This is a genomic window from Fusicatenibacter saccharivorans, from assembly GCF_015557635.1.
Classification (GTDB): domain Bacteria; phylum Bacillota; class Clostridia; order Lachnospirales; family Lachnospiraceae; genus Fusicatenibacter; species Fusicatenibacter saccharivorans.
This window is the reverse complement of record NZ_JADNOP010000027.1, coordinates 1-22,628: the sequence shown is the minus strand read 5'-3', so window position 1 is coordinate 22,628 and position 22,628 is coordinate 1. Positions and strand designations below refer to the sequence as shown.

Annotated in this window: 18 protein-coding genes, 7 tRNA genes and 1 rRNA gene; 25 read left to right on the top strand and 1 reads right to left on the bottom strand. The window is 46.9% G+C overall.

Annotated elements, in window-relative coordinates:
* The 14 genes from I2G42_RS15715 to trhA form a co-directional block, all read left to right on the top strand.
* Nucleotides 1-182 (top strand): 23S ribosomal RNA (locus I2G42_RS15715); the annotation flags it as partial.
* A gap of 122 nt (nt 183-304) precedes the next feature.
* Nucleotides 305-378, top strand: a tRNA-Asp gene (locus tag I2G42_RS15710).
* A 27-nt stretch (nt 379-405) separates the two neighbouring features.
* Nucleotides 406-478: transfer RNA gene (locus I2G42_RS15705), tRNA-Val, on the top strand.
* A 9-nt stretch (nt 479-487) separates the two neighbouring features.
* Nucleotides 488-569: transfer RNA gene (locus tag I2G42_RS15700), tRNA-Tyr, on the top strand.
* 19 nt (nt 570-588) lie between these two features.
* Nucleotides 589-661: transfer RNA gene (locus tag I2G42_RS15695), tRNA-Thr, on the top strand.
* A gap of 33 nt (nt 662-694) precedes the next feature.
* Nucleotides 695-768, top strand: a tRNA-Met gene (locus I2G42_RS15690).
* 6 nt (nt 769-774) lie between these two features.
* A tRNA-Phe gene (locus tag I2G42_RS15685) sits at nt 775-847 on the top strand.
* An 8-nt stretch (nt 848-855) separates the two neighbouring features.
* Nucleotides 856-928, top strand: a tRNA-Lys gene (locus tag I2G42_RS15680).
* A 166-nt stretch (nt 929-1,094) separates the two neighbouring features.
* Nucleotides 1,095-2,150, top strand: coding sequence for a D-alanyl-D-alanine carboxypeptidase family protein (locus tag I2G42_RS15675; RefSeq protein ID WP_195531260.1), 1,056 nt, complete (start codon nt 1,095-1,097; stop codon nt 2,148-2,150).
* A gap of 319 nt (nt 2,151-2,469) precedes the next feature.
* Nucleotides 2,470-3,423, top strand: a complete 954-nt coding sequence (locus I2G42_RS15670; protein ID WP_195531259.1) for a M23 family metallopeptidase — start codon at nt 2,470-2,472, stop codon at nt 3,421-3,423.
* 341 nt (nt 3,424-3,764) lie between these two features.
* Nucleotides 3,765-4,700, top strand: coding sequence for a mannose-6-phosphate isomerase, class I (gene manA, locus I2G42_RS15665; protein WP_022461221.1), 936 nt, complete (start codon nt 3,765-3,767; stop codon nt 4,698-4,700).
* A gap of 17 nt (nt 4,701-4,717) precedes the next feature.
* Complete coding sequence (locus I2G42_RS15660) at nt 4,718-5,593, top strand: ROK family protein (RefSeq protein WP_022461220.1); 876 nt, start codon at nt 4,718-4,720, stop codon at nt 5,591-5,593.
* Entirely contained in the window at nt 5,574-5,852 is a 279-nt protein-coding gene (locus tag I2G42_RS15655) for a GIY-YIG nuclease family protein (RefSeq protein WP_022461219.1), read from the top strand. The genes I2G42_RS15660 and I2G42_RS15655 overlap by 20 nt, the downstream gene beginning before the upstream one ends.
* Nucleotides 5,853-6,076: 224 nt before the next feature.
* A complete protein-coding gene (trhA, locus tag I2G42_RS15650) occupies nt 6,077-6,751 on the top strand; it encodes a PAQR family membrane homeostasis protein TrhA (protein WP_118666959.1) in 675 nt (224 codons plus the stop codon).
* 134 nt (nt 6,752-6,885) lie between these two features.
* Here trhA and I2G42_RS15645 read toward each other — a convergent pair whose 3' ends face one another.
* A complete protein-coding gene (locus I2G42_RS15645) occupies nt 6,886-7,797 on the bottom strand; it encodes a 30S ribosomal protein S1 (RefSeq protein ID WP_055220303.1) in 912 nt (303 codons plus the stop codon).
* A 380-nt stretch (nt 7,798-8,177) separates the two neighbouring features.
* Here I2G42_RS15645 and I2G42_RS15640 point away from each other — a divergent pair, with 380 nt between their 5' ends.
* The 11 genes from I2G42_RS15640 to I2G42_RS15590 all read left to right on the top strand — a co-directional run bounded on the left by I2G42_RS15640 (nt 8,178) and on the right by I2G42_RS15590 (nt 22,275).
* Nucleotides 8,178-9,833, top strand: coding sequence for a putative manganese-dependent inorganic diphosphatase (locus I2G42_RS15640; protein WP_195531258.1), 1,656 nt, complete (start codon nt 8,178-8,180; stop codon nt 9,831-9,833).
* Between the two features lie 104 nt (nt 9,834-9,937).
* Complete coding sequence (locus tag I2G42_RS15635) at nt 9,938-10,537, top strand: flavin reductase family protein (protein ID WP_117510675.1); 600 nt, start codon at nt 9,938-9,940, stop codon at nt 10,535-10,537.
* 349 nt (nt 10,538-10,886) lie between these two features.
* The gene (gdhA, locus tag I2G42_RS15630; RefSeq protein ID WP_055220308.1) at nt 10,887-12,221 is read left to right on the top strand and encodes an NADP-specific glutamate dehydrogenase; all 1,335 of its coding nucleotides are present in this window, start codon (nt 10,887-10,889) and stop codon (nt 12,219-12,221) included.
* A gap of 419 nt (nt 12,222-12,640) precedes the next feature.
* Complete coding sequence (locus tag I2G42_RS15625) at nt 12,641-12,994, top strand: Hpt domain-containing protein (protein ID WP_055220310.1); 354 nt, start codon at nt 12,641-12,643, stop codon at nt 12,992-12,994.
* A 288-nt stretch (nt 12,995-13,282) separates the two neighbouring features.
* Nucleotides 13,283-14,728: a uracil-xanthine permease family protein gene (locus I2G42_RS15620; RefSeq protein ID WP_055220312.1), complete on the top strand. Its 1,446-nt coding sequence runs from the start codon at nt 13,283-13,285 to the stop codon at nt 14,726-14,728.
* Nucleotides 14,729-15,161: 433 nt separating this feature from the next.
* On the top strand, nt 15,162-17,006 hold the full coding sequence (locus tag I2G42_RS15615) for an extracellular solute-binding protein (protein ID WP_055226310.1): 1,845 nt from the start codon (nt 15,162-15,164) through the stop codon (nt 17,004-17,006).
* 89 nt (nt 17,007-17,095) lie between these two features.
* Nucleotides 17,096-18,007, top strand: coding sequence for an ABC transporter permease (locus tag I2G42_RS15610; RefSeq protein WP_022461207.1), 912 nt, complete (start codon nt 17,096-17,098; stop codon nt 18,005-18,007).
* A 14-nt stretch (nt 18,008-18,021) separates the two neighbouring features.
* Complete coding sequence (locus I2G42_RS15605; RefSeq protein WP_022461206.1) at nt 18,022-18,909, top strand: carbohydrate ABC transporter permease; 888 nt, start codon at nt 18,022-18,024, stop codon at nt 18,907-18,909.
* Nucleotides 18,910-19,086: 177 nt separating this feature from the next.
* Nucleotides 19,087-20,106 (top strand): sugar kinase, encoded by a 1,020-nt coding sequence (locus I2G42_RS15600; RefSeq protein ID WP_055226308.1) that lies wholly within the window; start codon nt 19,087-19,089, stop codon nt 20,104-20,106.
* A gap of 39 nt (nt 20,107-20,145) precedes the next feature.
* Nucleotides 20,146-20,649, top strand: coding sequence for a shikimate kinase (locus I2G42_RS15595; protein ID WP_055226307.1), 504 nt, complete (start codon nt 20,146-20,148; stop codon nt 20,647-20,649).
* Nucleotides 20,650-20,985: 336 nt separating this feature from the next.
* Nucleotides 20,986-22,275: a UDP-N-acetylglucosamine 1-carboxyvinyltransferase gene (locus I2G42_RS15590; RefSeq protein WP_055226306.1), complete on the top strand. Its 1,290-nt coding sequence runs from the start codon at nt 20,986-20,988 to the stop codon at nt 22,273-22,275.
* Nucleotides 22,276-22,628 lie beyond the last annotated feature (353 nt).

The window sequence follows — 22,628 nt, the reverse complement described above, 5'->3', positions numbered from 1 at the left end:
GGGTAGCCAAGTCGGGAAGGGATAAACGCTGAAGGCATCTAAGCGTGAAGCCCCCCTCAAGATGAGATATCCCATTCTTAAAGAAGTAAGACCCCTTGAAGACGACGAGGTAGATAGGGCAGAGGTGGAAGTGCCGTAAGGCATGGAGCTGACTGTTACTAATCGGTCGAGGGCTTGACCTGAAATGCAAAACAAAAGTTTTGCAGAAAATGGTTGTGTTCGGAAAGAAAGTATGGTATGATGTATAGGTGTTAAGTGTATGCGGTTTTGAAGGTATATCAAATATCTTCAAAATAGTTATTGTGGCCCGGTGGCTCAGCTGGTTAGAGCGCCGCCCTGTCACGGCGGAGGTCGTCGGTTCGATCCCGATCCGGGTCGCTTTTCATAACTAAATATTTGAAAAATGGGATCTTAGCTCAGCTGGGAGAGCATCTGCCTTACAAGCAGAGGGTCACAGGTTCGAGCCCTGTAGGTCCCATTCTTTTATGGGTGGTTTCCCGAGTGGCCAAAGGGGACAGACTGTAAATCTGCTGCAAATTGCTTCGGTGGTTCGAATCCACCACCACCCACTTGCCAATCAGGCAATCGGCCGATGTGGCTCAATTGGCAGAGCAGCTGATTTGTAATCAGCAGGTTATCGGTTCGAGTCCGATCATCGGCTTTACTTGAGAAATCAAGTACAAAAATAGGATATCGCGGGATGGAGCAGTCTGGAAGCTCGTCGGGCTCATAACCCGAAGGTCGTAGGTTCAAATCCTACTCCCGCAATTTTATGCCTAGTTAGCTCAGTTGGTAGAGCAGAGGACTGAAAATCCTCGTGTCTCTGGTTCGATTCCGGAACTAGGCATATTTTACGGAGCATTAGCTCAGTCGGTAGAGCACTTGACTTTTAATCAAGTTGTCCGGGGTTCGAATCCCCGATGCTTCACTATGTGGAACCCTTTCGAGGGTTCTTTTTTTGTTCTGCATATCCAAAATTGGTCCGGTGGACCAATTTTGATTATGTTTATCTTAAGGTTACGGCGAAAATCTTGCAAAAGAGCAGGAAATGTACTATGCTTTGAAAGAATAAAAAAGAACGGAGGAATCTGTTTATGGCACAAAAAAAGAAAAACAAAAGACGAAGACGCCAGTTTCAGCAGAAAGTGATTTTAAGTGTTCTGCTTGTTATCATTATCGGATTGATTGGCGTGCTTGGATATCAGATGCAGAAGAACGAGAAAAAACAGACGGATGGAAACGCAAGTGCATCCTCTTCGGTTTCGTCATCTTCTCTTGTTGGGGACAGTTCAGCGCCGATATCGGATTCCAGCCCGGAGGAGGAGATTACACCGACGCCTGAGCCGGTACAGCAGATTTCGTCAGATGGTCTGAACAGTCAGCATGCCCTGCTGGTGCGGGAAAGCGATCTGGCTGAGATGATGAATCTGGGCGGAGATGAGAGAATTTATCCGGCGTCGATGACAAAGATTATGACAGCGCTGCTTACCATTGAAAATCTTCCGGATCTGAACGAGACGATTACGGTTCCGGAGGACATCTTCGAGGAACTGACGGCACAGGATGCGTCGGTAGCGGGATTTAATCCGTACGAACAGCCGACGGTTCGTGATCTTCTCTATGGTGTGCTGCTGCCATCCGGCGCAGATGCCTGTGAGACATTGGCGAGAGCAGTCGGCGGATCGGAAGAAGGTTTTGTGGCCATGATGAATCAGAAAGCAGAAGAACTGGGACTTACCAATACGCATTTTGAGAACTGCACGGGACTGCATAACGACAACCATTATTCTACCTGCCGTGATATTGCGGTGCTGATGAGTGAGTGTCTGAAGAGTGATACATTTCGCGAGATCGTGACGAGGGAGGTTTACACAACGGAAGCTACCGCATCACACCCGGAGGGAATTACGCTGTATGATACGATGCTCCACCGGTTTACCAGCTATGAGATGAGTACGACACTGGAGAACGGGGCAGTCATTGAAGGCGGAAAGACCGGATTTACCGATGAGGCGGGTCAGTGCCTGGTCAGCTTTGCAGAATATGGAGGCGAAGAGTACATACTTGTTACGGCAGAGGCCATGACGGATTCGGGATCTGCGGTGGACAGCATCGCGGATGCGAGTACGGTGTATGGAAGATTACAGTAAATACAGGTGAAAGCGAGAGCTGGAAACGGGAGAAAATTCCCGGTTCCGGCTCTTTTTTTGCGTGAAGTAAGTCGAGAAAATAAGGTGTGGATAACATTGGGGATGTTTTGCACGGAATGCGCAGAAAAGAATTATGTTTTCCACAAAAGAAAGAAGCGCAGGGGAAAAATTGTGGATAACGGAAAGGAAAAATCCGGTTTTTGTGTATAGATCGCGCCGGATGGGAAATACTGCTTACTGTAGAAAAGCAGGAGGAGAGCGAGAAATCGAAAAACGCCTCTGAAATGCTTAAAAAGATATCAGCAGAGGTGGTAAGAACATGAAAAGAGACAAGTTGAGAATCGGCGTGATCACAGCGGCACTGGCAATGATGATTGCAGGCGGAGTGCTGACCTGGCAGCAGGATGCGAGAAACGGTAAGGCAGATCAGACGAAACAGGGAGAGACGGCACAGCTTACAGAGGACGAAAGCACCGGAACTACAGAACAGCAGACGGAGGAGACGACGGGAGATGCAGACGGAACGCGTGCCGTACAGGATCAGGCAGATGATGTGGAAAACAGTCTGGAACAGGTGCCGGAAATGGAAGCGGCGTGTGAAGAAGAGGCGGTTGGAAATCCAGAAGCAGATGCAGAGACGGCTCAGAATACACCGGAAGAATCAGATGGGAATACAGAAAGACAGGACGCGCAGGCGGTAAACGGAACAGCGGCGGATCAGAACGGAGAAACAGGATCAGGAGAAACAGCGGCGAATGAAGAAACGAGTGCAGCATCCGGAACTGTGGATTCTGCAGAAAATCAGGAAACGGCTGTTGAGACAGCAGGGGCTGCACAGGATCTGATGTTCAGCGAAGCGACAATCATGGAACTGCCGGTTACTGGAACAGTTCTGATTCCGTATAACATGGAAAATACCGTTTATTTCCCGACACTGGATCTTTACCAGTGCAATCCAGGCGTTGTTTTCTCGGCGGCAGAAGGGACTCCGGTTCTGGCGGCAGCGGACGGAGAAGTTGTGAGTGTGGAAAATGATGCAAGAACCGGCCTCACCGTCACCATGAATCTTGGAAATGGATACGAAGCCATCTACGGACAGCTCACAGACGTTTCCCTCGAGGCAGGCCAGAAAGTTCAGAAAGCAGCACGGATCGGAGCAGTTGCAGCACCGACGAAATATTATGTAAAAGAGGGAAGCAATCTTTTCTTTGAGATGAAAAAAGATGGAAAAGCCATTGATCCTATGGCATATCTCCCGGCAATTTCGGAATAAAAAAGAGGACCTGCACGAAATGGGATGCGGGAAAGTATTATAAAGTGTAGGATTCGCAATCGAATCTTTTTTACAGGTTTTGAATACAAAAAAGGCGGCGCAGACCGCGGATGGTAAAATACCGTTTTTCGATTGCTTTTTATAAAAAAGGCTGGCTGAAAACAGTCAGCTTTACATATAACAAACAGGATTGTTTTGATAGAGAAAAAGGGCGGAATAAAAGGAAAGTAACCGGTTACAGAAAATGTGAAAGTTTGTCATTTTAGGGGTTTCGTTTTTGGCTGTTATCGGTTAAAATAAACGTAGTGGACAGATCCTGAAAAAAGGAGGATTAGAAAAATATGGAGCTTTTATTTATGGACCCGGTGTTCAAAGAAGCAATCTGGGGTGGAACAAAGTTAAGAGACGTATTTGATTACGAAATTCCGAGCGATACAACCGGCGAGTGCTGGGCGATCAGCGGACATGCCAACGGAATGAGCCGTGTGGCAGGCGGAAGATTTGATGGAAAAACATTAGGTGAGCTCTGGAAAGAGGAGCCGGAAATTTTCGGAAATTACCCGGGAAGCCAGGTTCCGCTGCTGATCAAGATCATTGATGCAAAAAATGATCTGAGCATCCAGGTTCATCCAGATGATGCTTATGCAGGAGAGCATGAGAATGGATCGCTTGGAAAGACCGAGTGCTGGTACGTGCTGGACTGCGAACCGGGTACAGAAATTGTTATCGGACACAATGCAAAAGACAAGGCAGAAGTGGAGAAAATGATCCGCAATCATGAGTGGAGCGATTTCATCCGCAAAGTGCCGGTACATAAGGGAGATTTCTTCCAGATCAATCCGGGATGCGTACATGCCATCAAAGGCGGCACACTGATTCTGGAGACACAGCAGAGCAGCGATATCACCTATCGTGTATACGATTATGACAGACTGCAGAACGGCAAACCGAGACAGCTTCATGTAGAGCAGAGTATCGATGTTATCGAGGCTCCGTTTAAACCGGCAGATATTGATACCTTTACAGAGGAAATCCCGGGCGCGGTACATACCCATTTTGTAACATGCAAGTTCTACTCTGTAGATAAATACGACATCGACGGTGTATTCACCTTAGATGCGAAAAAATATTATACTAATGTAAGTGTAATCGCCGGAGAGGGTACTGTAAACGGTATTCCGGTTAAGAAAGGTACTCACTTTATTATACCGGCTAATTTTAATGGATGCAGATTTGAAGGAAAACTTTCTGTAATCTGCTCAAACCCAGAAGCATAAGAGAGGAGAAAAACACAATGAGACTTGGAGCATTAGAAGCAGGCGGAACAAAGATGGTCTGCGCAATTGGAAACGCAAATGGAGAAATTTATGAGAGAATTTCTATCCCGACCGAGACACCGGAAATTACCGTTCCGAAAATGATTGAGTATTTCAAAGAGAAGGATATTCAGGCACTGGGAATCGGTTGCTTTGGACCGATCGACCTGAACAGAAAATCCGAAACATATGGTTACATTACCACAACTCCCAAATTAGCATGGAAGAACTACAACATCGTAGGCGCTTTCGCAGATGCACTGGACATCCCGGTTGGATTTGATACCGATGTAAACGGTTCTGCACTGGGTGAGGCTACCTGGGGAATCACAAAAGGTCTGGACAACAGCATTTACATCACCATCGGAACGGGCGTTGGAATGGGGATTATTTCCAATGGCAAGCTGTTGCACGGCATGCTTCATCCGGAAGGCGGACACGTTCTGCTGACCAGACATCCGAAAGATACTTACGGCGGAAAATGCCCGTATCACAGCAACTGCCTGGAAGGCCTTGCTGCAGGTCCTGCCATTGAAGCACGCTGGGGCAAAAAAGGTATTGAGCTGGCAGACAAAAAAGAGGTATGGGAGCTTGAGGCTTACTATATCGGACAGGCACTTGTAGACTGCATTATGCTGCTCTCCCCGCAGAGAATCGTTTTGGGCGGAGGCGTTATGCATCAGGAGCATATGATGCCGCTCGTAAGAGAAGAAGTAAAGAAACAGCTGAACGGATATCTTGTAACAAAAGAACTTGAGGATCTCGACAGCTACATTGTACTTCCAAGCCTGAACGACAATCAGGGTATCATGGGTGCGCTGAAACTGGCTGTAGATGAGCTGGCAATGCAGTAAGGTGCAGGAACATCCGAAAAATTTCACTTACATCGTGGAATGCAGCGATGGAACACTTTACACCGGCTGGACCAACAATCTTGAGCACCGCGTTGAGACACACAATGTGGGAAAAGGTGCCAAATACACCAAAAGCCGGAGACCGGTAAAACTGGTGTATTTTGAAACATATTCCTCCAAAGAAGAGGCGATGCGGCGGGAGTGGGAGATTAAACAGCTTTCGCGGACAGAGAAATGGAAGCTGATCAAGGCGAAATAAGAATCAAAAACAGACTTTTCGAACAGACACAATAATGTGTGGATGCGGAAAGTCTGTTTTTTTGTGAAAATGTGTCGAACGATTCCGGAAGAAACCAGATATTTTGACTTGCAAAATAATTTCATCCTGTTATAATAAAAGAAACGGCAACAAGTAGTAATAAAAACTATGTGAGACGGTAATTGAAATAAAACAGCGTTTCTGACAGGAAAGGAGTGGGCAGAATGAAGTATATCAGAAAAAATGGAATCAAGGATCCTGGCAGTGCGATTACACATGGGACTGCGCTGATCCTAGCGGTGGTGGGAACGCTGCCGTTGCTTTTGAAGGCGGCGCGGGAGCCGGATCATCTGCATGTGGTCGCAATGACAGTGTTTATGCTGAGTATGATTTTGCTGTATCTGGCGAGCACCGTGTATCACACGTTTGATGTAAACGGGAAGGTGAACCGTCGACTGAAAAAGTTTGATCATATGATGATTTCAGTGCTGATTGCGGGAAGCTACACACCGATCTGCCTGATTGCACTGCATGGACGGACGGGAATTGCACTCTGTGCACTGGTGTGGGCGGCAGCGATTGGCGGGATTCTCGTCAAGGCATTCTGGATCAACTGTCCGAAGTGGTTTTCTTCGGTGCTGTATATCGCAATGGGCTGGCTGTGCGTTCTGGCGTTTCATCCGCTGTTTCTGGCCCTCTCGCGGCCGGCGTTTGGATGGCTGCTGGCCGGCGGAATTATTTATACAGTCGGCGGGGTGATTTACTCCTTAAAAATGCCGGTGTTTAATGCAAAACATAAAAAGTTCGGAACACATGAAATTTTCCATCTGTTTGTGATGGGTGGAAGCTTCTGCCATTTTATTGTGATGTACTATTTTGTGGCGGCGATGCCGGTATAAAATAACAGTGGCGGCTGTACCGGGAAAGAAAAATCCGGTACAGCCGCTGCTTTATGTTTACGTGTCATGGGGGTAAAATCTGTGATGCTGCAAAACCCCTGGAAAATGCTGTTATAACAACGGGAACAGCAACTTTAGTTCAGTTTAATATTTTTAAACAGCGATCCCAATGTCGTCGTTACTTCTTCCGTCTTTGGAAGTTCGATTGTTTCCTCCTGAATTTCTTCGGCTGCAACGTCGTCGAGGGCTTTCATGGAAAGACTGAGTTTGCCGTCTTTGATGGCGATGACTTTTACTTTGACTTTATCGCCGACTGCCAGGACTGCGGATGGATGTTTGATTCGTTTGGCGCAGATCTGGGAGATGTGGACGAGGCCGGAGAGGCCGTTTCCGAGGCTGATGAAGGCGCCGTATGGCTGCAGGCTCTCAACGGTTCCTTCGGTGACGAGGCCGACTTCTACGTTGGAGATTTTCTCTTTGCGCTCTTCGTCTGCTTTCTCGCGGAGAATTTCGCGGGCGGAGAGAATCAGACGGTCCTTTTCTTTGTCAAGGTCAAACACCTGAACCTGAATGTCTTTGTTTAAATATTCATTCAGATCTTCCACATAGTTCAGAGAAAGCTTGGATGCCGGGATAAAGCCGCGGATTCCTTCAACATAGGCAATCACGCCGGCATTTACAATGCCTTTTACTTTTACATCCAGTACGGTTTTCTCTTCTTTGTACTGTGCGAGTTTTTCCCATGCGAGGATATCGTTTGCCTCTGCGCGGGAGAGAAGAATGTTGCCGTGGCCGTCGTCTTTGCGGATCACGGTTGCGGTGATTTCGTCACCGACCTGAACAGCATCTTTTAAGGAGAAGCCAGGCTCGTTGCTGAAGTCCTCGGCGCGGATGACGCCCTCTGCGTAGTATTTCAGATCGAGAATCACCTCTTTTTCATCTACGGAGATGACGGTTCCGGTGAGCATGTCGCCTTCCTCAATTTTTTTGAAGGAAGCTTCCAGCTCTGCGGAGAAGTCATCCATGGTTAATTTTTCTTCTGACATAATGAAACACCCCTTTTTCGTAAGAATAACAGGAAAACGAGAGGAAAATTGTGGATTTATGAAAAAATCGGGTTCAATTTTGCACGTTTTTCTATCTGCGTTTATCTTAACATAAAAGATTTTCTTTGACCAGATGAAAAAAGGATGGTAATATGTGTGTAGTCGTTACCAAAATTACTGAGACGCGCACTTGCTGCGCGGCTGCAGGAGAAAGTGATTCAGGTGGCCGCCCGGAACTTCGCGGAGCGAATTTGCATGTGCAGGGCGGCGGTTACTGGTCACGAAGTGAGCAGTAACTGTAGTCGTTACAAAAAAAGAAGTAAAACTACCGGGACGAACTTACTGTATACCACAAACATACAGAAGGGAGGAGTACTATTATGAAATCAAATTCAAGAGTTTATGTAATTGGCCATAAAAATCCGGATACGGATTCGATTTGCTCGGCGATTGCCTATGCAGATATCAAGAACAGAACAGATAAAACAAAAACCTATGTGGCGCGGCGTGCCGGTCAGATCAATGAGGAGACCGAGTATGTACTGAAGCGCTTTGGTGTGCGCGCACCGGGGTATCTGCCGAATGCGGGAACGCAGGTAAAGGAAATTGAAATTCACGAGGTGCCGAGCGTGCCGGGCACGATTTCTGTGAAGAAAGCGTATTCCATGATGAAAAACAACAACGTGGTCACACTGCCGATTACTTCGCCGGACAATGATCTGCAGGGCGTGATCACGGTCAGTGATATCGCAGAATCCTATATGGATTCTTATGACAGCCATGTCATGTCACTGGCAAGGACGCAATACCGCAGTATCGCGGATACGTTGGATGGTTCGGTTATTGTCGGAAATGAACATGGTTATTTTATCGAGGGAAAGGTTGTTGTCGGAGCGTTCCATCCGGACACGATGGAAAACTATATTGATAAAAATGACCTGGTGATTCTTGGAAACCGTGCAGAGGATCAGCTCTGTGCAATCGAGATGGATGCCAGCTGTATTATTGTCGGACTTGGTGCAAAGGTTACCAAAACAATTCAGAAATTTGCAGAGGAAAAGTGCTGTGTTATTATCAGCAGTCCACATGATACGTATACGATTGCACGTCTGATCAACCAGAGTATCCCGGTCAAGTATTTGATGCGAAGAAGCAATTTAATTACATTTTCCACAGAGGATTTCCTGGATGATATCAAAGAGGTGATGAAAAACCAGCGACACCGTGATTTCCCGATTCTGAATAAAAAAGGAAAATATGTGGGAACGATTTCCCGCCGGAATCTGATTGGAAACGCCGGAAAGAAACTGATTCTTGTTGATCACAACGAGGAGTCGCAGGCTGTCGACAATGTAAAAGAGGCAGAAATACTGGAAATTATAGACCATCACCGTCTTGGATCGCTGGAGACGATGGCGCCGGTTATGTTCCGCAATGAGCCGGTCGGCTGTACGGGAACGATTATGTATCAGATTTATCAGGAAAAAGGACTTGACATTGCACCGAATATTGCCGGCTTGCTTTGCGCAGCAATTATTTCGGATACGCTGATGTTTCGTTCGCCGACTTGCACGATGCTTGATAAAGCGGCAGCAGAGGCGCTGGCAGACATTGCAGGCATCAGCATTCCGGAGTTTGCATCCGAAATGTTCCGCGCAGGAAGCAATCTGAAGGATAAATCTCCGGAGGAGATTTTCTACCAGGATTTCAAAAAATTTATCATGGGCGATGTTACGTTTGGTGTCGGCCAGATTACATCCCTCGATGCGGGCGAGCTGGAATCCATCAAGGAACAGCTTCTGCCGCAGATGGAAAGCGAGTGCGGAAAACACGGCATCGAGATGGTATTCTTTATGCTGACCAATATTATAGAAGAATCTACAGAGCTTCTGTATTATGGAAGCGGGGCAAAGGAAGTCATCGAAAAAGCTTTTGAAGATCTTCCGGTCAACGAGGTCAGCTGCGAGCTGAAGGGTGTTGTGTCGAGAAAGAAACAGCTGATTCCGGCATTTATGATGGCGCTGCAGAATCAGTAAAAACAGAAAAAATAAAAAAGCGTGGTTCCGGGCCTGAAAACAGATCCGGGGCACGCTTTTTTCGGTCATAAAAGGGTGAAAAAGAGGAAAGGAAAGAAATAAGAATGGGAAAACAGACATGGAAAGCGGGAAATATGCTGTATCCGCTGCCGGCGGTCATGGTGTCGGTGCGCGGAAAGAACGGGGAGGACAACATCATCACCGTTGCCTGGGCCGGCACGGTGTGTACGAATCCTCCGATGGTATCGATCTCGGTGCGGCCGGAACGCTACAGCTATCAGATGATCAAAGAGAGCGGTGCGTTCGTCATCAACCTGACGACGGAGGACCTCTGCTATGCGACCGACTACTGCGGCGTGCGCTCGGGAAGAGATGTGGATAAGTTCAAAGAGATGAAACTGACGAAAGTCGAGGCGGAGGAGATTTCCGCACCGATGATCGGGGAGTCGCCGGTTAATATCGAGTGTAAAGTGGAGCAGGTGCTCGAACTGGGCTCGCATCACATGTTTCTTGCAAAAGTTGTGGCTGTCCATGCGGATGAGGCATACATGGATGAGCGCGGCCGCTTCGATCTGAACCGCGCGAAACCGATTGTGTATTCCCACGGAGAGTACTTTGGAATCGGGAAAAAGCAGGGAACCTTTGGCTGGAGCGTGAAGAAAAAATCGAAAACACCTAATATAAAAACAAAAAACCGCAGCTAATCTTTATTTTCTAAAGAATCAGCACGCGAAATTTTATAGTACTTTCGGTAAAAATATACAAAATCGACAAAAATACTGGGTAAATATTAGAAAACGCTACAAAATCATGATTTATTAGGAATTTTTTGCGTGAAATATTGCAAAAACCGGATATTTTATGCTATAATATCAAACAATCGTTGACCTTATAAAATTAAGTGTTCCGGAGGACGGGAGAATCCACCGGAGACGCGAGAGAGTGCGGAAATGATTTTCTCCACGCTTTAAGGCTGATGAGAACCGCAGATGGATCTTTTAAAGAAATCTTTCTGCACTACATTAAGGGAGAAATTTCAAGGAGGAAACTAACATGTCATACGTAGATGAGGTTATTGAGTCCGTAGTTGCAAAAAACCCAGCTGAGCCGGAATTCCATCAGGCAGTCAAAGAGGTTCTGGAATCTCTTCGCCCTGTTATTGAAGCAAACGAGGAAAAATACAGAAAAGTCGCTCTTCTGGAGAGAATGGTAGAGCCAGAGCGTCAGATCAAATTCCGTGTGCCGTGGGTAGACGATAAAGGACAGGCTCATGTAAACACCGGATATCGTGTACAGTTTAACAGTGCAATCGGACCTTACAAAGGAGGAATCCGTCTGCATCCTTCTGTAAATATTGGTATTATCAAATTCCTGGGATTCGAGCAGGTATTCAAAAACTCACTGACCAGCCTTCCGATCGGCGGAGGTAAAGGTGGTTCTGACTTCGATCCGAAAGGAAAATCTGACAGAGAGATCATGGCATTCTGCCAGAGCTTTATGACAGAGCTTTGCAAATATATCGGCGCAGACACCGACGTACCGGCTGGTGACATCGGAACAGGCGCAAGAGAGATCGGCTTCATGTTCGGACAGTACAAGAGAATCCGCGGCGTATACGAAGGCGTTCTGACTGGTAAAGGTTTAAGCTACGGCGGATCTTTAGCAAGAACAGAGGCTACCGGATACGGACTGCTGTACCTGACCCAGGAGCTGCTGAAACTGAACGGCATCGACATCGCAGGCAAGACCGCTTGTGTATCCGGTTCCGGAAACGTTGCAATCTATGCAATCGAGAAAGCTACTCAGCTTGGTGTGAAAGTTCTCACCTGCTCTGACTCCAACGGATGGGTTTACGATCCGGACGGAATCGATGTAGCTGCATTAAAAGAGATCAAAGAAGTAAATCGTGCCCGTCTGACCGAGTACAAGAAATATCGTCCAAACTCTGAGTACCACGAAGGACGCGGCGTATGGGTTGTAAAAGCAGACCTTGCTCTTCCTTGCGCAACTCAGAACGAGCTGCTGCTTGAGGATGCAAAAGCACTTGTTGAGAACGGATGCACCGCCGTATGCGAGGGCGCTAACATGCCTACTACTCTGGAAGCAACCAAATATCTGCAGGAGCACGGCGTAATCTTCGCACCTGGAAAAGCTGCAAATGCAGGTGGTGTTGCAACATCCGCACTCGAGATGTCCCAGAACTCCGAGCGTCTGTCCTGGACCTTCGATGAAGTTGATGCAAAACTGAAAAATATCATGATCAACATCACACACAACATGGTTGATGCTGCAAAACGTTACGGCCATGAGGGCGACTATGTTATGGGCGCTAACATCGCAGGCTTTGAGAAAGTAGCTGACGCTATGATGGCTCAGGGAATCTGCTAATCTGATTTTGAGAAATCCAAAGGGATCTCCGGTTAAGACCGGGGGTCCCTTTTTGCATAAAAGATAGAAGAAACACAGAAAAATAACGAAAATTACAGTGTACAAAAAACATTACATTTTGCAACGAGACTAGACAGAAGAAATAGACTTTCACGCGGTACCGTGTGAATAAAACGACAGAATATGCGAGTAAGTTGTATTATTATGCATGAATGCAATATACAGGTAAGATAAAAACGTAAGAAAAAAGATATTTTATGTTCAGAAATAGAGCGCATAGTAAACAAAAATAATGCAAAAATAATGAAAAGCAGAAGTTGACAAGAGCTTGCATGAGAAATATAATTATTTATGTATTGATAAAGAACTTGTATGCATTAATATGTAATGAATTTGCATACAGGGAAGAGGAAGAGAAGATGACATTAAAAGATTGCTACATGCAGATGGGAGCAGATTACGAGGAAACCGTTCAGCGGCTTCGCAGTGAATCTCTGATTCAGCGGATCATTTTAAAATTTCCGCAGGATCCGAGCTATCAGGAGCTTTGCCAGGCACTGGCGGACGGAAATATTGAGGTTGCATTCCGTGCAGCTCATACATTAAAAGGCGTGTGCCAGAATCTTGGTTTTAAAAATCTGTACGAGCCAAGCGCCGAGCTGACTGAGCGGTTAAGACCGCTGCAGGAGACCGAGACGGATGATCTGATGCAGAAGGTGACGGAAGAATATAACCGCACCGTAAAAGCGATTGAGGATTTCCAGAACGCTTAAATTGAAGGAAGAAAACAAGGAGACATTGATCTGTGAGATGAGGAACACAGACCGGTGTCTCCTTGTTTAGGGAATTCTGTACAAGATGCGGGTTGACGGGAAAAAAGAAACATGATAATCTTTTTACATAAAAGCACAGCTTATGAAGAAGATTTGTTTAAAAAGAAAAACTTATAAGTATCTATAAGAAAAAACAAGGACGCTTTGCCGGAAAAATTCCGGCTGTGCAGGGCATATTCCATACCGAAAGGCAAGGCAGCCCAAATCTACAAAAGCAGGAGAAAAGCAATGAAAAAAGAAAAAAGTTCAGCTATGGGAACCCCGTATACCTTTGAAGGACGGATTCCGCTGAAGCAGGCGATTCCGCTTGGATTGCAGCACGTAATGGCGATGTTCGTAGGAAACCTCACCCCGCTTCTGATCATCATGGGAGCGTGCGGTCTGACGGCGGATGCGGGCTACGGTGCACTTCGTACGGCTCTTTTGCAGAATGCAATGACAGTAGCCGGTATTGTAACACTGGTACAGATGTTTTCGATTGGACCGATCGGCGGTAAAGTGCCGATTGTTATGGGTACATCTTCTGGATTCCTCGGCGTATTCAAGAGTGTGACAGCCGTGCTGGGACAGGGCGCGCTGACGTACGGCGCTATCCTTGGTGCGACAATTGTCGGCGGTCTGTTTGAGGGCGTGCTTGGCGTCTGTTTAAAGCCGCTTCGTAAATTTTTCCCGTCGGTTGTTACCGGCTGCGTCGTTATGGCGATCGGTCTTTCGCTGATTCCGGTTGGAATCAATTATCTCTGCGGCGGTTCCGGAACGAACGATTACGGTTCCATACAGAACCTGTTCCTTGGCATGGTCGTTCTGATTGTAACGCTGGCACTGAAGCACTTTACAAATCCGAAGGGAATCTTAAGCACGGCTTCCATTCTGATCGGTATTTTAGTCGGCTACGCGGTAGCTATTATTATGACCATGGTTCTGCCGCATACCGGAACGGCGGTTCTTGAGGATGGAAGCACTGTTTCCTATACATATTCCTGGGTTGTCAATTTCCAGCAGGTAAAAGATGCGTCCTGGTTCGCACTCCCTGGTATTGCAGGCTTTGGAAAACTGGCTGAGGTAAAACCAGTCTTCCGTGTGGAGGCAATTCTTCCGGTAGCGATCATGTTCATCGTAACAACCGTTGAGACGGTCGGCGATATCTGCGCCTGCGTAGAGAGCGGTATGGACCGCGAGGCAACCGATTCCGAGCTTTCCGGCGGTATCATCTGCGACGGTCTCGGATCCAGCTTTGCAGCAGCACTCGGCGTTCTCCCGAATACTTCTTTTGCACAGAACGTCGGCATTATTTCGATGACAAAAGTCGTAAACCGTATGGCACTTTCCTGCGGAGCCATTTTCCTGATCCTCTGCGGACTCTGCCCGAAGATTGCAGCATTTGTATCCATTATGCCGCAGTCCGTACTCGGCGGTGCAGCCGTTATGATGTTTGCGTCAATTCTGGTTTCCGGTATCCAGCTCATCACAAAAGAGCCGATTACGAGCCGTGAGATCACGATCGTTTCTGTTGCACTGGGTCTTGGCTACGGCCTTGGTTCCACAGCAGGAGCAACTTCCGAGCTTCCTTATTATATCCAGCTGATCTTCGGCGGTTCCGGTATCGTTCCGGCAGCGGTTGCAGCGATTGTGCTGAATATTATTATTCCAAAAGAGAAGAAAAAAGCAGAATAAAGAAGAGATAATTAAAAAAGAACCTCTTAGTTTTCCTGGAAGGAGCCTTCTGGAGAAAAATTAAGAGGTTCTTTTTCTGTACAAAACGTTCGAACAAGTGTAAAATATACAAAATGACGGAAAAACGAATGAAAAATTAGTTGAGATTAAAAGAAATACCGATATCAAAAAAGTCAAGATTGACTATAAATTTAAAAATAGTGTATAAAATCGACAATATGAAGTAAAAAAATGAAATAAATTGTGAAAAATATATAAAAAGTGCTTGCCAAAACGTGTGGAAGAGAGGTATAATCATTGCATAAAAAGTGTGACGAAAATGTGAAAGTTTTAGGCAAAACGTATGATTGTAAAAGAGAGATGATTCGTCAGCCTGGACAAAAACAACAACGGAACACACCAAAAAGAACGTAAAACACAAGGAGGACACCAAATGAAAAAGAAAGTAATTTCTGCATTATTGGCAAGCACCATGATCGTAAGCCTGGTTGCATGCGGCAGCACAGGCGGCGACAGTTCTGACGCAAGCAGCAAAGGAAGCGGCACAACAGCAACAAGCACCGCAGGCGGCGACGATGCAGCAACTGCTGAATCAGGCAGCGGCTCCGGAGATTCCGCAGCTTCCGCTGACTGGATCGAATCTTCTACACTGGAAGATGACGCTGTACCTGGAGAAAATGACGACAGAGCATTCGAGAAATTCGATCATGTCGTAGAAGTACATTATGGATATCAGATCGACCCGAAGGATACCACACTTCCGGACGGCGACTCCGTAGATAACAACCAGTACACCAGATACCTTCTGGACAACTACAACATCAAAGTTGTCTGCGACTGGACAGCAGGTAATACTGCAGACTTCCAGCAGAAAGTTTCTCTGGCAATCGCATCTGCTTCCCTTCCGGATGCAGTCATCGCACCGACCCGTAACTACCTGGTACAGGCCGCAAGAGCAGATCTTCTTGCAGACCTCTGGCCGGAGTTCAACCAGTACGCATCCAAACAGGTAAAAGAGATCATCGAGACCACCGAAGGACGTGCAATCAACAACGCAACGGTTGACGGAACCTTCTGTGCACTGCCGAACGTATCTGTAGATACCGACGGTGTTTACCTGTATTTCATCCGTCAGGACTGGCTGGACAAGTTAGGACTGGAAGTTCCGAAGACAGTTGACGAACTTGGCGAAGTAGCTCAGAAATTTAAAGATGCAGGTCTCAGCCCGGATTACTCTATTGCAGGTATCGACAACGGCGGAAGAACCTACTCCAACTTCCTGAACTCTTCCAACAATGGATACGGTTTCGATGCTGTATATCAGGCATTCAACGCAACACCGGGATACTTCCTGAAAGACGATTCCGGCGAGCTGTATTGGGGAACTACAACAGATGAGATGAAAGAAGCCCTTACCACTCTGCATGACTGGTATGAAAAAGGCCTCATCAACCCGGAGGTTGGTACCACAACCAACGGTGACAATGCAAACAACGTTAAGAACGGAACCTGCGGTATCTTCATGGGACCATGGTGGAGCCTTGGATACGGCAACCCGGATTCCTTCCGTAACGACAACAACGCAAACTGGCAGGCATATCCGCTGTACACCAACGATGGTGAGTGGAATATCCATATGAAAGACGTTGGAACCACTTACACAATGGTAAACAAAAACGCATCTGATGATGTGAAGAAAGCCATTGTTATCATGAACAATGTACTCGTTCGTGATGAGTCTACCTTCGATACTTCTGTAGCAATCGGCTGGTATCCGCTGCGTAACACCATGGCAGCTACCGACGAGTGCGAGTATGAGTATGATGCACTGATGGGCATCCTCAAAGGCGAATCGTCTGCAGATGATTATCAGCAGGGCGGAAGCAAATTCAACGGTCTGTACAAGAACCTTGCAAACGATGCTGCAACCTTAAGCGAAGTTATTTCTTCTGATTATGATGGATCCAGAGACCTGGCTGTAACCGATATGGATGTTAATACCAACAACGGACAGTTCAACAGATTCTATGCACTGCTGATCGGTGACCGTCCATATGCAACACTTGAGCCGGATCACAAGATCTACTCTGAGCTGTACTACACCATCGATGGAATGGATACCTACTGGACCCAGATTTCTGACCTGGAAGACAAGAGCGTCCTTCAGTTCATCACAGGTGCTAAGAGCCTTGACGAGTGGGATCAGTTCTGCACTGACTGGCATGTACAGGGCGGTGATCAGATCCTTGAACTGGTAAAAGATTACCTGGCTGAGTAACTTATGTAAATATATGATGTGGAGGGTGGGGTACAGGAAAACCTGTACCCCATCACTTTAAAAAAATGACATCAAAGGAGGATCTTGCCGTGAAGAAGAAAAAAGGCCATCTTGGGCTGTCAAATTCCTTTCACTATACGTTAATGGTTCTGCCGGGTTATATCTGGCTGTTCATGTTTTCCATCGTCCCGATGGTCGGTATTGTAATGGCATTCCAGGATTACAATCCGAGTAAAGGATGGTTCGGCTCTCCGTGGGTAGGCATGAAATGGTTTAAATACCTGACGGTTATCCCGGATGCAAAACGGGCACTTGTCAACACACTGATCATTGCAATTGCAAAGGTTATCCTGAATATCATCATTCCGCTGGTGTTCGCACTGCTGCTGAATGAGGTAAAGAATATGAAGTTCAAAAAGACGGTTCAGACGATCGTATATCTGCCGCACTTCGTATCCTGGGTTATCCTGGCAAACATCATTACCAATATCCTTGGTGCAAACGGAATTTTCAATACCGTCCGCAGTGCATTCGGTGCAACGGATACGGTTCTTCCAATGACGATTCCTGGCATCTTCCGTCAATTACTGATCGGAACCGATGTATGGAAAGAGTTCGGTTACAACGCAGTTATTTATCTGGCAGCCCTGACCGGCATCAGCCCGAGTCTTTATGAGGCAGCTGCTATCGACGGTGCAAGCCGCTGGAAACGAGTATGGCACATCACCATCCCGGGTCTGGTTCCGACCATCGTCCTTCTGACCACACTGGCAATGGGCAACGTTCTGAATGCTGGTTTCGACCAGGTATTCAACATGTACAACCAGCTGGTTATTGAAACTGGTGATATCATTGATACATATGTATACCGTGTTGGTATTACAAACATGCAGTTCTCGCTGGCTACTGCAGCAGGTCTCTTCAAATCTGTTGTCAGCTTCGTGCTGGTTGTTACTTCTTATGTTTGTGCTTACAAGTTTGCTGATTACAAGATTTTCTAAGGAGGGCAGAAATTATGATAGAAAGCAAGAGTTTTGGCAGCAAAGCGTTTAAAGTCATAAATGCCATCATCCTGATTCTCCTGGCATTCAGCTGTTTTTATCCGTTATGGTATACGTTCTGCGTATCCATTTCTTCGAAGGCAGCCGCTGAGGGCGGTCTTGTAACTGTTTACCCGATCGGACCGAACGTAAAATCCTACAGCCTGATCATGGGTGATTCCGCATTCTGGAATTCCTTCTGGATTTCCATCAAACGAGTTGTCATCGGAACCGTATGGACCATGGTTGTCCTGATCATGATGTCCTATCCGCTGGCAAAGAGCAAAACAGAGTACAAACCGAGAAACGTCCTGATGTGGATCCTGGTATTCTGTATGTTGTTCAATGGTGGTACCATTCCGTGGTTCATCACCGTTAAAAACTATGGTATGATTGATACCATGGCAGCGCTGGTTCTGGCTGGTTCTGTTCCGGTATTCAACGTACTCCTTATGATGAACTTCTTCCGCGGTATCCCAGGAGACCTTGAGGAGGCAGCCCGTGTAGACGGTGCCGGCCCGTGGCGTATCCTGTGGCAGATCGTAGTTCCGTGTTCCAAACCGGTTATTGCAACCATCGTCCTCTTCACATCTGTTGGTTACTGGAACGAGTATTTCCAGGGCCTGGTATTAATGAACAAGGAGACGAACTATCCGTTACAGACCTACATCCGTCAGATCTCCGTTCAGATCCCGGTAGGCGTAACCCTGACCGCAGAGCAGTATCAGCAGTTAGCACAGAACTCCAACAAATCTCTGGAGGCAGCAAAGGTATTCATCGCCCTTGTTCCTATGCTGATTGTATATCCGTTCCTGCAGAAATACTTTGTAACCGGTATTACACTGGGAGCAGTAAAAGAATAATGAAATACACGAAAAGAGGCTTTCTGAAGCGAAACAGAAAGCCGCTTTTTTTGTGCTTTTCTGCGATGGAAAACGGGGGTGGTTTCCGCAGGTTTTTCTTGCGTCCGTGGGGAAAACAGCGTAAGATAAAGAGGTATTGAGACAAAAAAGCAAATTGCTTTTGGAGGGGATTTCAGTATGAAGGTACTTACTTTTGGAGAAGTGATGCTGCGTCTGAAAACACCGGAGCATCTGAAAATTTTACAGGCAGATACATTTGAGGCCAATTACGGCGGCGCGGAGGCGAATGTTGCGGTTTCCCTGGCGACACTCGGGGACGATGTTTCGTACGTGACAAAAGTGCCGGAGCACCAGGTGGGACAGGCAGCCGTCAATGAGATCCGCCGGTTCGGCGTCGATACATCCCGTGTGCTGCGGGGCGGCGGACGCGTCGGTATTTACTATTTTGAAAAGGGAACGAATATCCGCCCGACGAGCGTGGTTTATGACCGCGCTTACAGCGCAATTGCAATGGCAAAGGCAGAGGAATTTGACTGGAAAAAACTGCTTGATGGCGTAGATCTCTTTTATTTTTCCGGTATCACGCCTGCCATCAGCACAGAGATTGAAAAAGCGCTGGAGAACGCTCTGGCGCTCTGCAGAGAGAAAAAAATCCGGGTGGTATGTGATCTGAACTACCGCGGAAAAATGTGGTCCACGAAGGACGCACAGCGCGTTATGCGCCGTCTGATGGCGTATGTGGATGTCTGCATTGCAAACGATGAGGATTTTGAATCATCACTTGGCATTCCGGCGTACGACGGAGATATGTCGCGCGGCATTGAGCAGATCGAGTCTTACAAAGAGGGCATGCTGGAAATCCAGAAGCAGTTCCCGAACTGCAAAGCGGTTGCGAGTGTGCTGCGCAATCTCTACACCGTGGAGGACGGCGACTGGATGGGGATTTACCTGAAAGACGGAAAATTCTACGAGAGCCCGGTTCATAAAGTACACAGCTTTGAGGCAGTCGGAGCCGGCGATGCATTTGGCGCGGGACTGATCCATGCGATGCTTCATGATTTTGAGCCGCAGAAAGCCATCGACTTTGCGATTTCCGCAAGTGTCTTAAAGCTGATGATCCAGCACGATGCCAATGTGGCGAGCGAAACAGAGATCGAGCAGATCATGAAGCAGGGCGGAACGAATCTGCAGAGATAGGATAGAGAAAAATTTACGAGACAGCAGGAGGAATAAATCTTGAATAAACGGAATATTATCTTAATAGGAATGCCGGGAGCCGGCAAAAGCAGCGTTGGTGTTATTCTTGCAAAGGTGTTGGGATATGAGTTTATTGATACGGATCTTGTGATCCAGCATCGGGAGAAACGTCTTCTGCGCGAGATCATTGCGGATGAAGGAAATGAAGGCTTTCTTGCGATTGAGAATGAAGTCAATGCGACACTGGAAGCCAACAAAAGCGTCATCGCGCCGGGCGGCAGTGCCATTTACGGAAAAGAGGCGATGGAGCATTTTAAAGAAATTGGAACCATCGTTTACCTGAAGCTGTCGTATGAGGATCTGGCGAAACGTCTCGGAAACCTGAAGGGACGCGGCGTCGTGCTGAAAGAGGGCCAGACGCTGAAGGATCTCTACGATGAGAGAAGTAAATTATATGAGCAGTATGCCGAAATTACGGTTGACGAGAGCGGAAGGGATATCCAGGGCACGATCCTGGCGCTCCGCGAGCAGATCGGCATGTAAAACAGAATTGGTGGAATATTCAGGGAAATTTTGAAAACATACGATTATATCATAATAAGGGAAATGTTCTGAAAGTTAGAAATTACATATAACGTTTCTCTGAATATTCCTGACCGGAAACGATGGAAAAAGACGGAAATAGCACAGAATGTATTAAAATTGATTTACAAAGTATTAGATTTGAGTTAAGATAAGGGGAGACTGAAAAATAACTGCGGGGAGCAGTGCGTTTCAGCGTATCTGGAGTGTGTAAAAAACAGGAAAAAGACTTTGATTCGTTAGATATTGGATAAAACACACTCGTTAAGTATGAGAAAGAAAATTTGAGGTGAATATATGGAACAGTATGTCATCAGAGGTGGAAATCCTCTTGTGGGCGAAGTGGAAATCGGGGGAGCAAAAAACGCGGCGCTTGCAATTCTTACGGCAGCAACGATGACCGATGAGACGGTCCTGATCGAAAACCTGCCGGATGTCAGTGATATTAATGTACTTCTGGAAGCAATCGCAGAGATCGGAGCCACCGTGGACCGCATCGACCGCCATACCGTGCGGATCAATGCATCGACCATCGGGGATCTGAGCGTTGATTATGAATATATCAAAAAAATCCGTGCGTCTTATTATCTTTTAGGCGCGCTGCTTGGAAAATACAAAAGAGCGGAAGTTCCGCTTCCGGGCGGATGTAACATTGGAAGCCGTCCGATCGACCAGCATTTAAAGGGATTCCGCGCACTCGGTGCTGAGGTAAGCATCCGTCATGGCGCAATCGTGGCAAGTGCGGCAGATCTGCATGGAAGCCACATTTTCCTGGATATGGTTTCCGTTGGAGCCACCATCAACATCATGATGGCAGCTTCGATGGCAAGAGGAAATACAACGATTGAGAATGCAGCGAAAGAGCCGCACGTTGTCGATGTGGCGAACTTCCTGAACAGCATGGGAGCAAACATCAAAGGAGCAGGAACCGATGTGATCCGGATCAAGGGTGTCGATACCCTGCACGGAACCAGCTATGCGGTCGTACCGGATATGATCGAGGCAGGTACGTATATGTTTGCAGCAGCAGCTACAAAGGGCGATGTGCTGATTAAAAACGTGATTCCAAAGCATCTGGAAGCAACAACCGCAAAGCTCGAGGAGATTGGCTGCGACGTAGAAGAGTTTGACGATTCCATCCGTGTGAGCGCAAGCAAACGTCTGGGCAGAACACACGTAAAGACACAGCCGTATCCGGGTTACCCGACCGATATGCAGCCGCAGATTGCGGTTACACTGGCACTGGCAAACGGTACGAGTATTGTAACAGAGAGTATTTTTGAAAATCGTTTTAAATATGCGGATGAGCTGGCACGTATGGGCGCCTGTATTAAAGTAGAAGGCAACACGGCGATCATCGACGGCGTAGAGAAATTTACCGGAGCAGAGGTTTCCGCACCGGATCTTCGCGCTGGAGCAGCACTTGTTATTGCAGGTCTTGCAGCAGAGGGTGTTACCGTGGTGGATGATATTGTATACATTCTGCGCGGATACGAGGACTTCGACGGAAAGCTCCGTGGACTCGGCGCTGAAATTGAGCGTGTGAATAATGCAAAGGACATCCAGAAATTCCGGTTAAGAGCGTAAAAACAGTATAAAACAAATGTTGACAAAAAGGACGGTGCAATAAAAGGTACCGTTCTTTTATTTTACCTTATTGCGAAGAAATTGGCTTAAATTTTACTACTATTATTGTGAATTATTATTACCTGTGAACCTCACATGACTAAAGTCACGTGCTTCCGGCCGCTTTAGGCGGCAGACAAAATATCGGCGGATACGCCTGTTTCTTAGATCTTGCGCGGATACGCGCTTCTTCCATGCCGGATACGGCAGGTCTCCACATAACAGGTAGTCCACGGTATATCTGCCTGTGTTTATGCTGCTTTTTGCAGTTCCATTTCTGAAATTAAGTCTCTCAAATCCGCATAAACACATGA

Bases quoted from the DNA above. Each gene is read 5' to 3' on its own strand.
- I2G42_RS15600 (WP_055226308.1), top strand. From the start codon at position 19,087: ATGAAGGTACTTACTTTTGGAGAAGTGATGCTGCGTCTGAAAACACCG.
- I2G42_RS15605 (WP_022461206.1), top strand. From the start codon at position 18,022: ATGATAGAAAGCAAGAGTTTTGGCAGCAAAGCGTTTAAAGTCATAAAT.
- I2G42_RS15645 (WP_055220303.1), bottom strand. From the start codon at position 7,797: ATGTCAGAAGAAAAATTAACCATGGATGACTTCTCCGCAGAGCTGGAA.
- I2G42_RS15675 (WP_195531260.1), top strand. From the start codon at position 1,095: ATGGCACAAAAAAAGAAAAACAAAAGACGAAGACGCCAGTTTCAGCAG.
- I2G42_RS15660 (WP_022461220.1), top strand. From the start codon at position 4,718: ATGAGACTTGGAGCATTAGAAGCAGGCGGAACAAAGATGGTCTGCGCA.
- I2G42_RS15590 (WP_055226306.1), top strand. From the start codon at position 20,986: ATGGAACAGTATGTCATCAGAGGTGGAAATCCTCTTGTGGGCGAAGTG.
- gdhA (WP_055220308.1), top strand. From the start codon at position 10,887: ATGTCATACGTAGATGAGGTTATTGAGTCCGTAGTTGCAAAAAACCCA.
- trhA (WP_118666959.1), top strand. From the start codon at position 6,077: ATGAAGTATATCAGAAAAAATGGAATCAAGGATCCTGGCAGTGCGATT.
- I2G42_RS15640 (WP_195531258.1), top strand. From the start codon at position 8,178: ATGAAATCAAATTCAAGAGTTTATGTAATTGGCCATAAAAATCCGGAT.
- I2G42_RS15625 (WP_055220310.1), top strand. From the start codon at position 12,641: ATGACATTAAAAGATTGCTACATGCAGATGGGAGCAGATTACGAGGAA.
- I2G42_RS15655 (WP_022461219.1), top strand. From the start codon at position 5,574: ATGAGCTGGCAATGCAGTAAGGTGCAGGAACATCCGAAAAATTTCACT.
- I2G42_RS15615 (WP_055226310.1), top strand. From the start codon at position 15,162: ATGAAAAAGAAAGTAATTTCTGCATTATTGGCAAGCACCATGATCGTA.
- I2G42_RS15670 (WP_195531259.1), top strand. From the start codon at position 2,470: ATGAAAAGAGACAAGTTGAGAATCGGCGTGATCACAGCGGCACTGGCA.
- I2G42_RS15620 (WP_055220312.1), top strand. From the start codon at position 13,283: ATGAAAAAAGAAAAAAGTTCAGCTATGGGAACCCCGTATACCTTTGAA.
- manA (WP_022461221.1), top strand. From the start codon at position 3,765: ATGGAGCTTTTATTTATGGACCCGGTGTTCAAAGAAGCAATCTGGGGT.
- I2G42_RS15635 (WP_117510675.1), top strand. From the start codon at position 9,938: ATGGGAAAACAGACATGGAAAGCGGGAAATATGCTGTATCCGCTGCCG.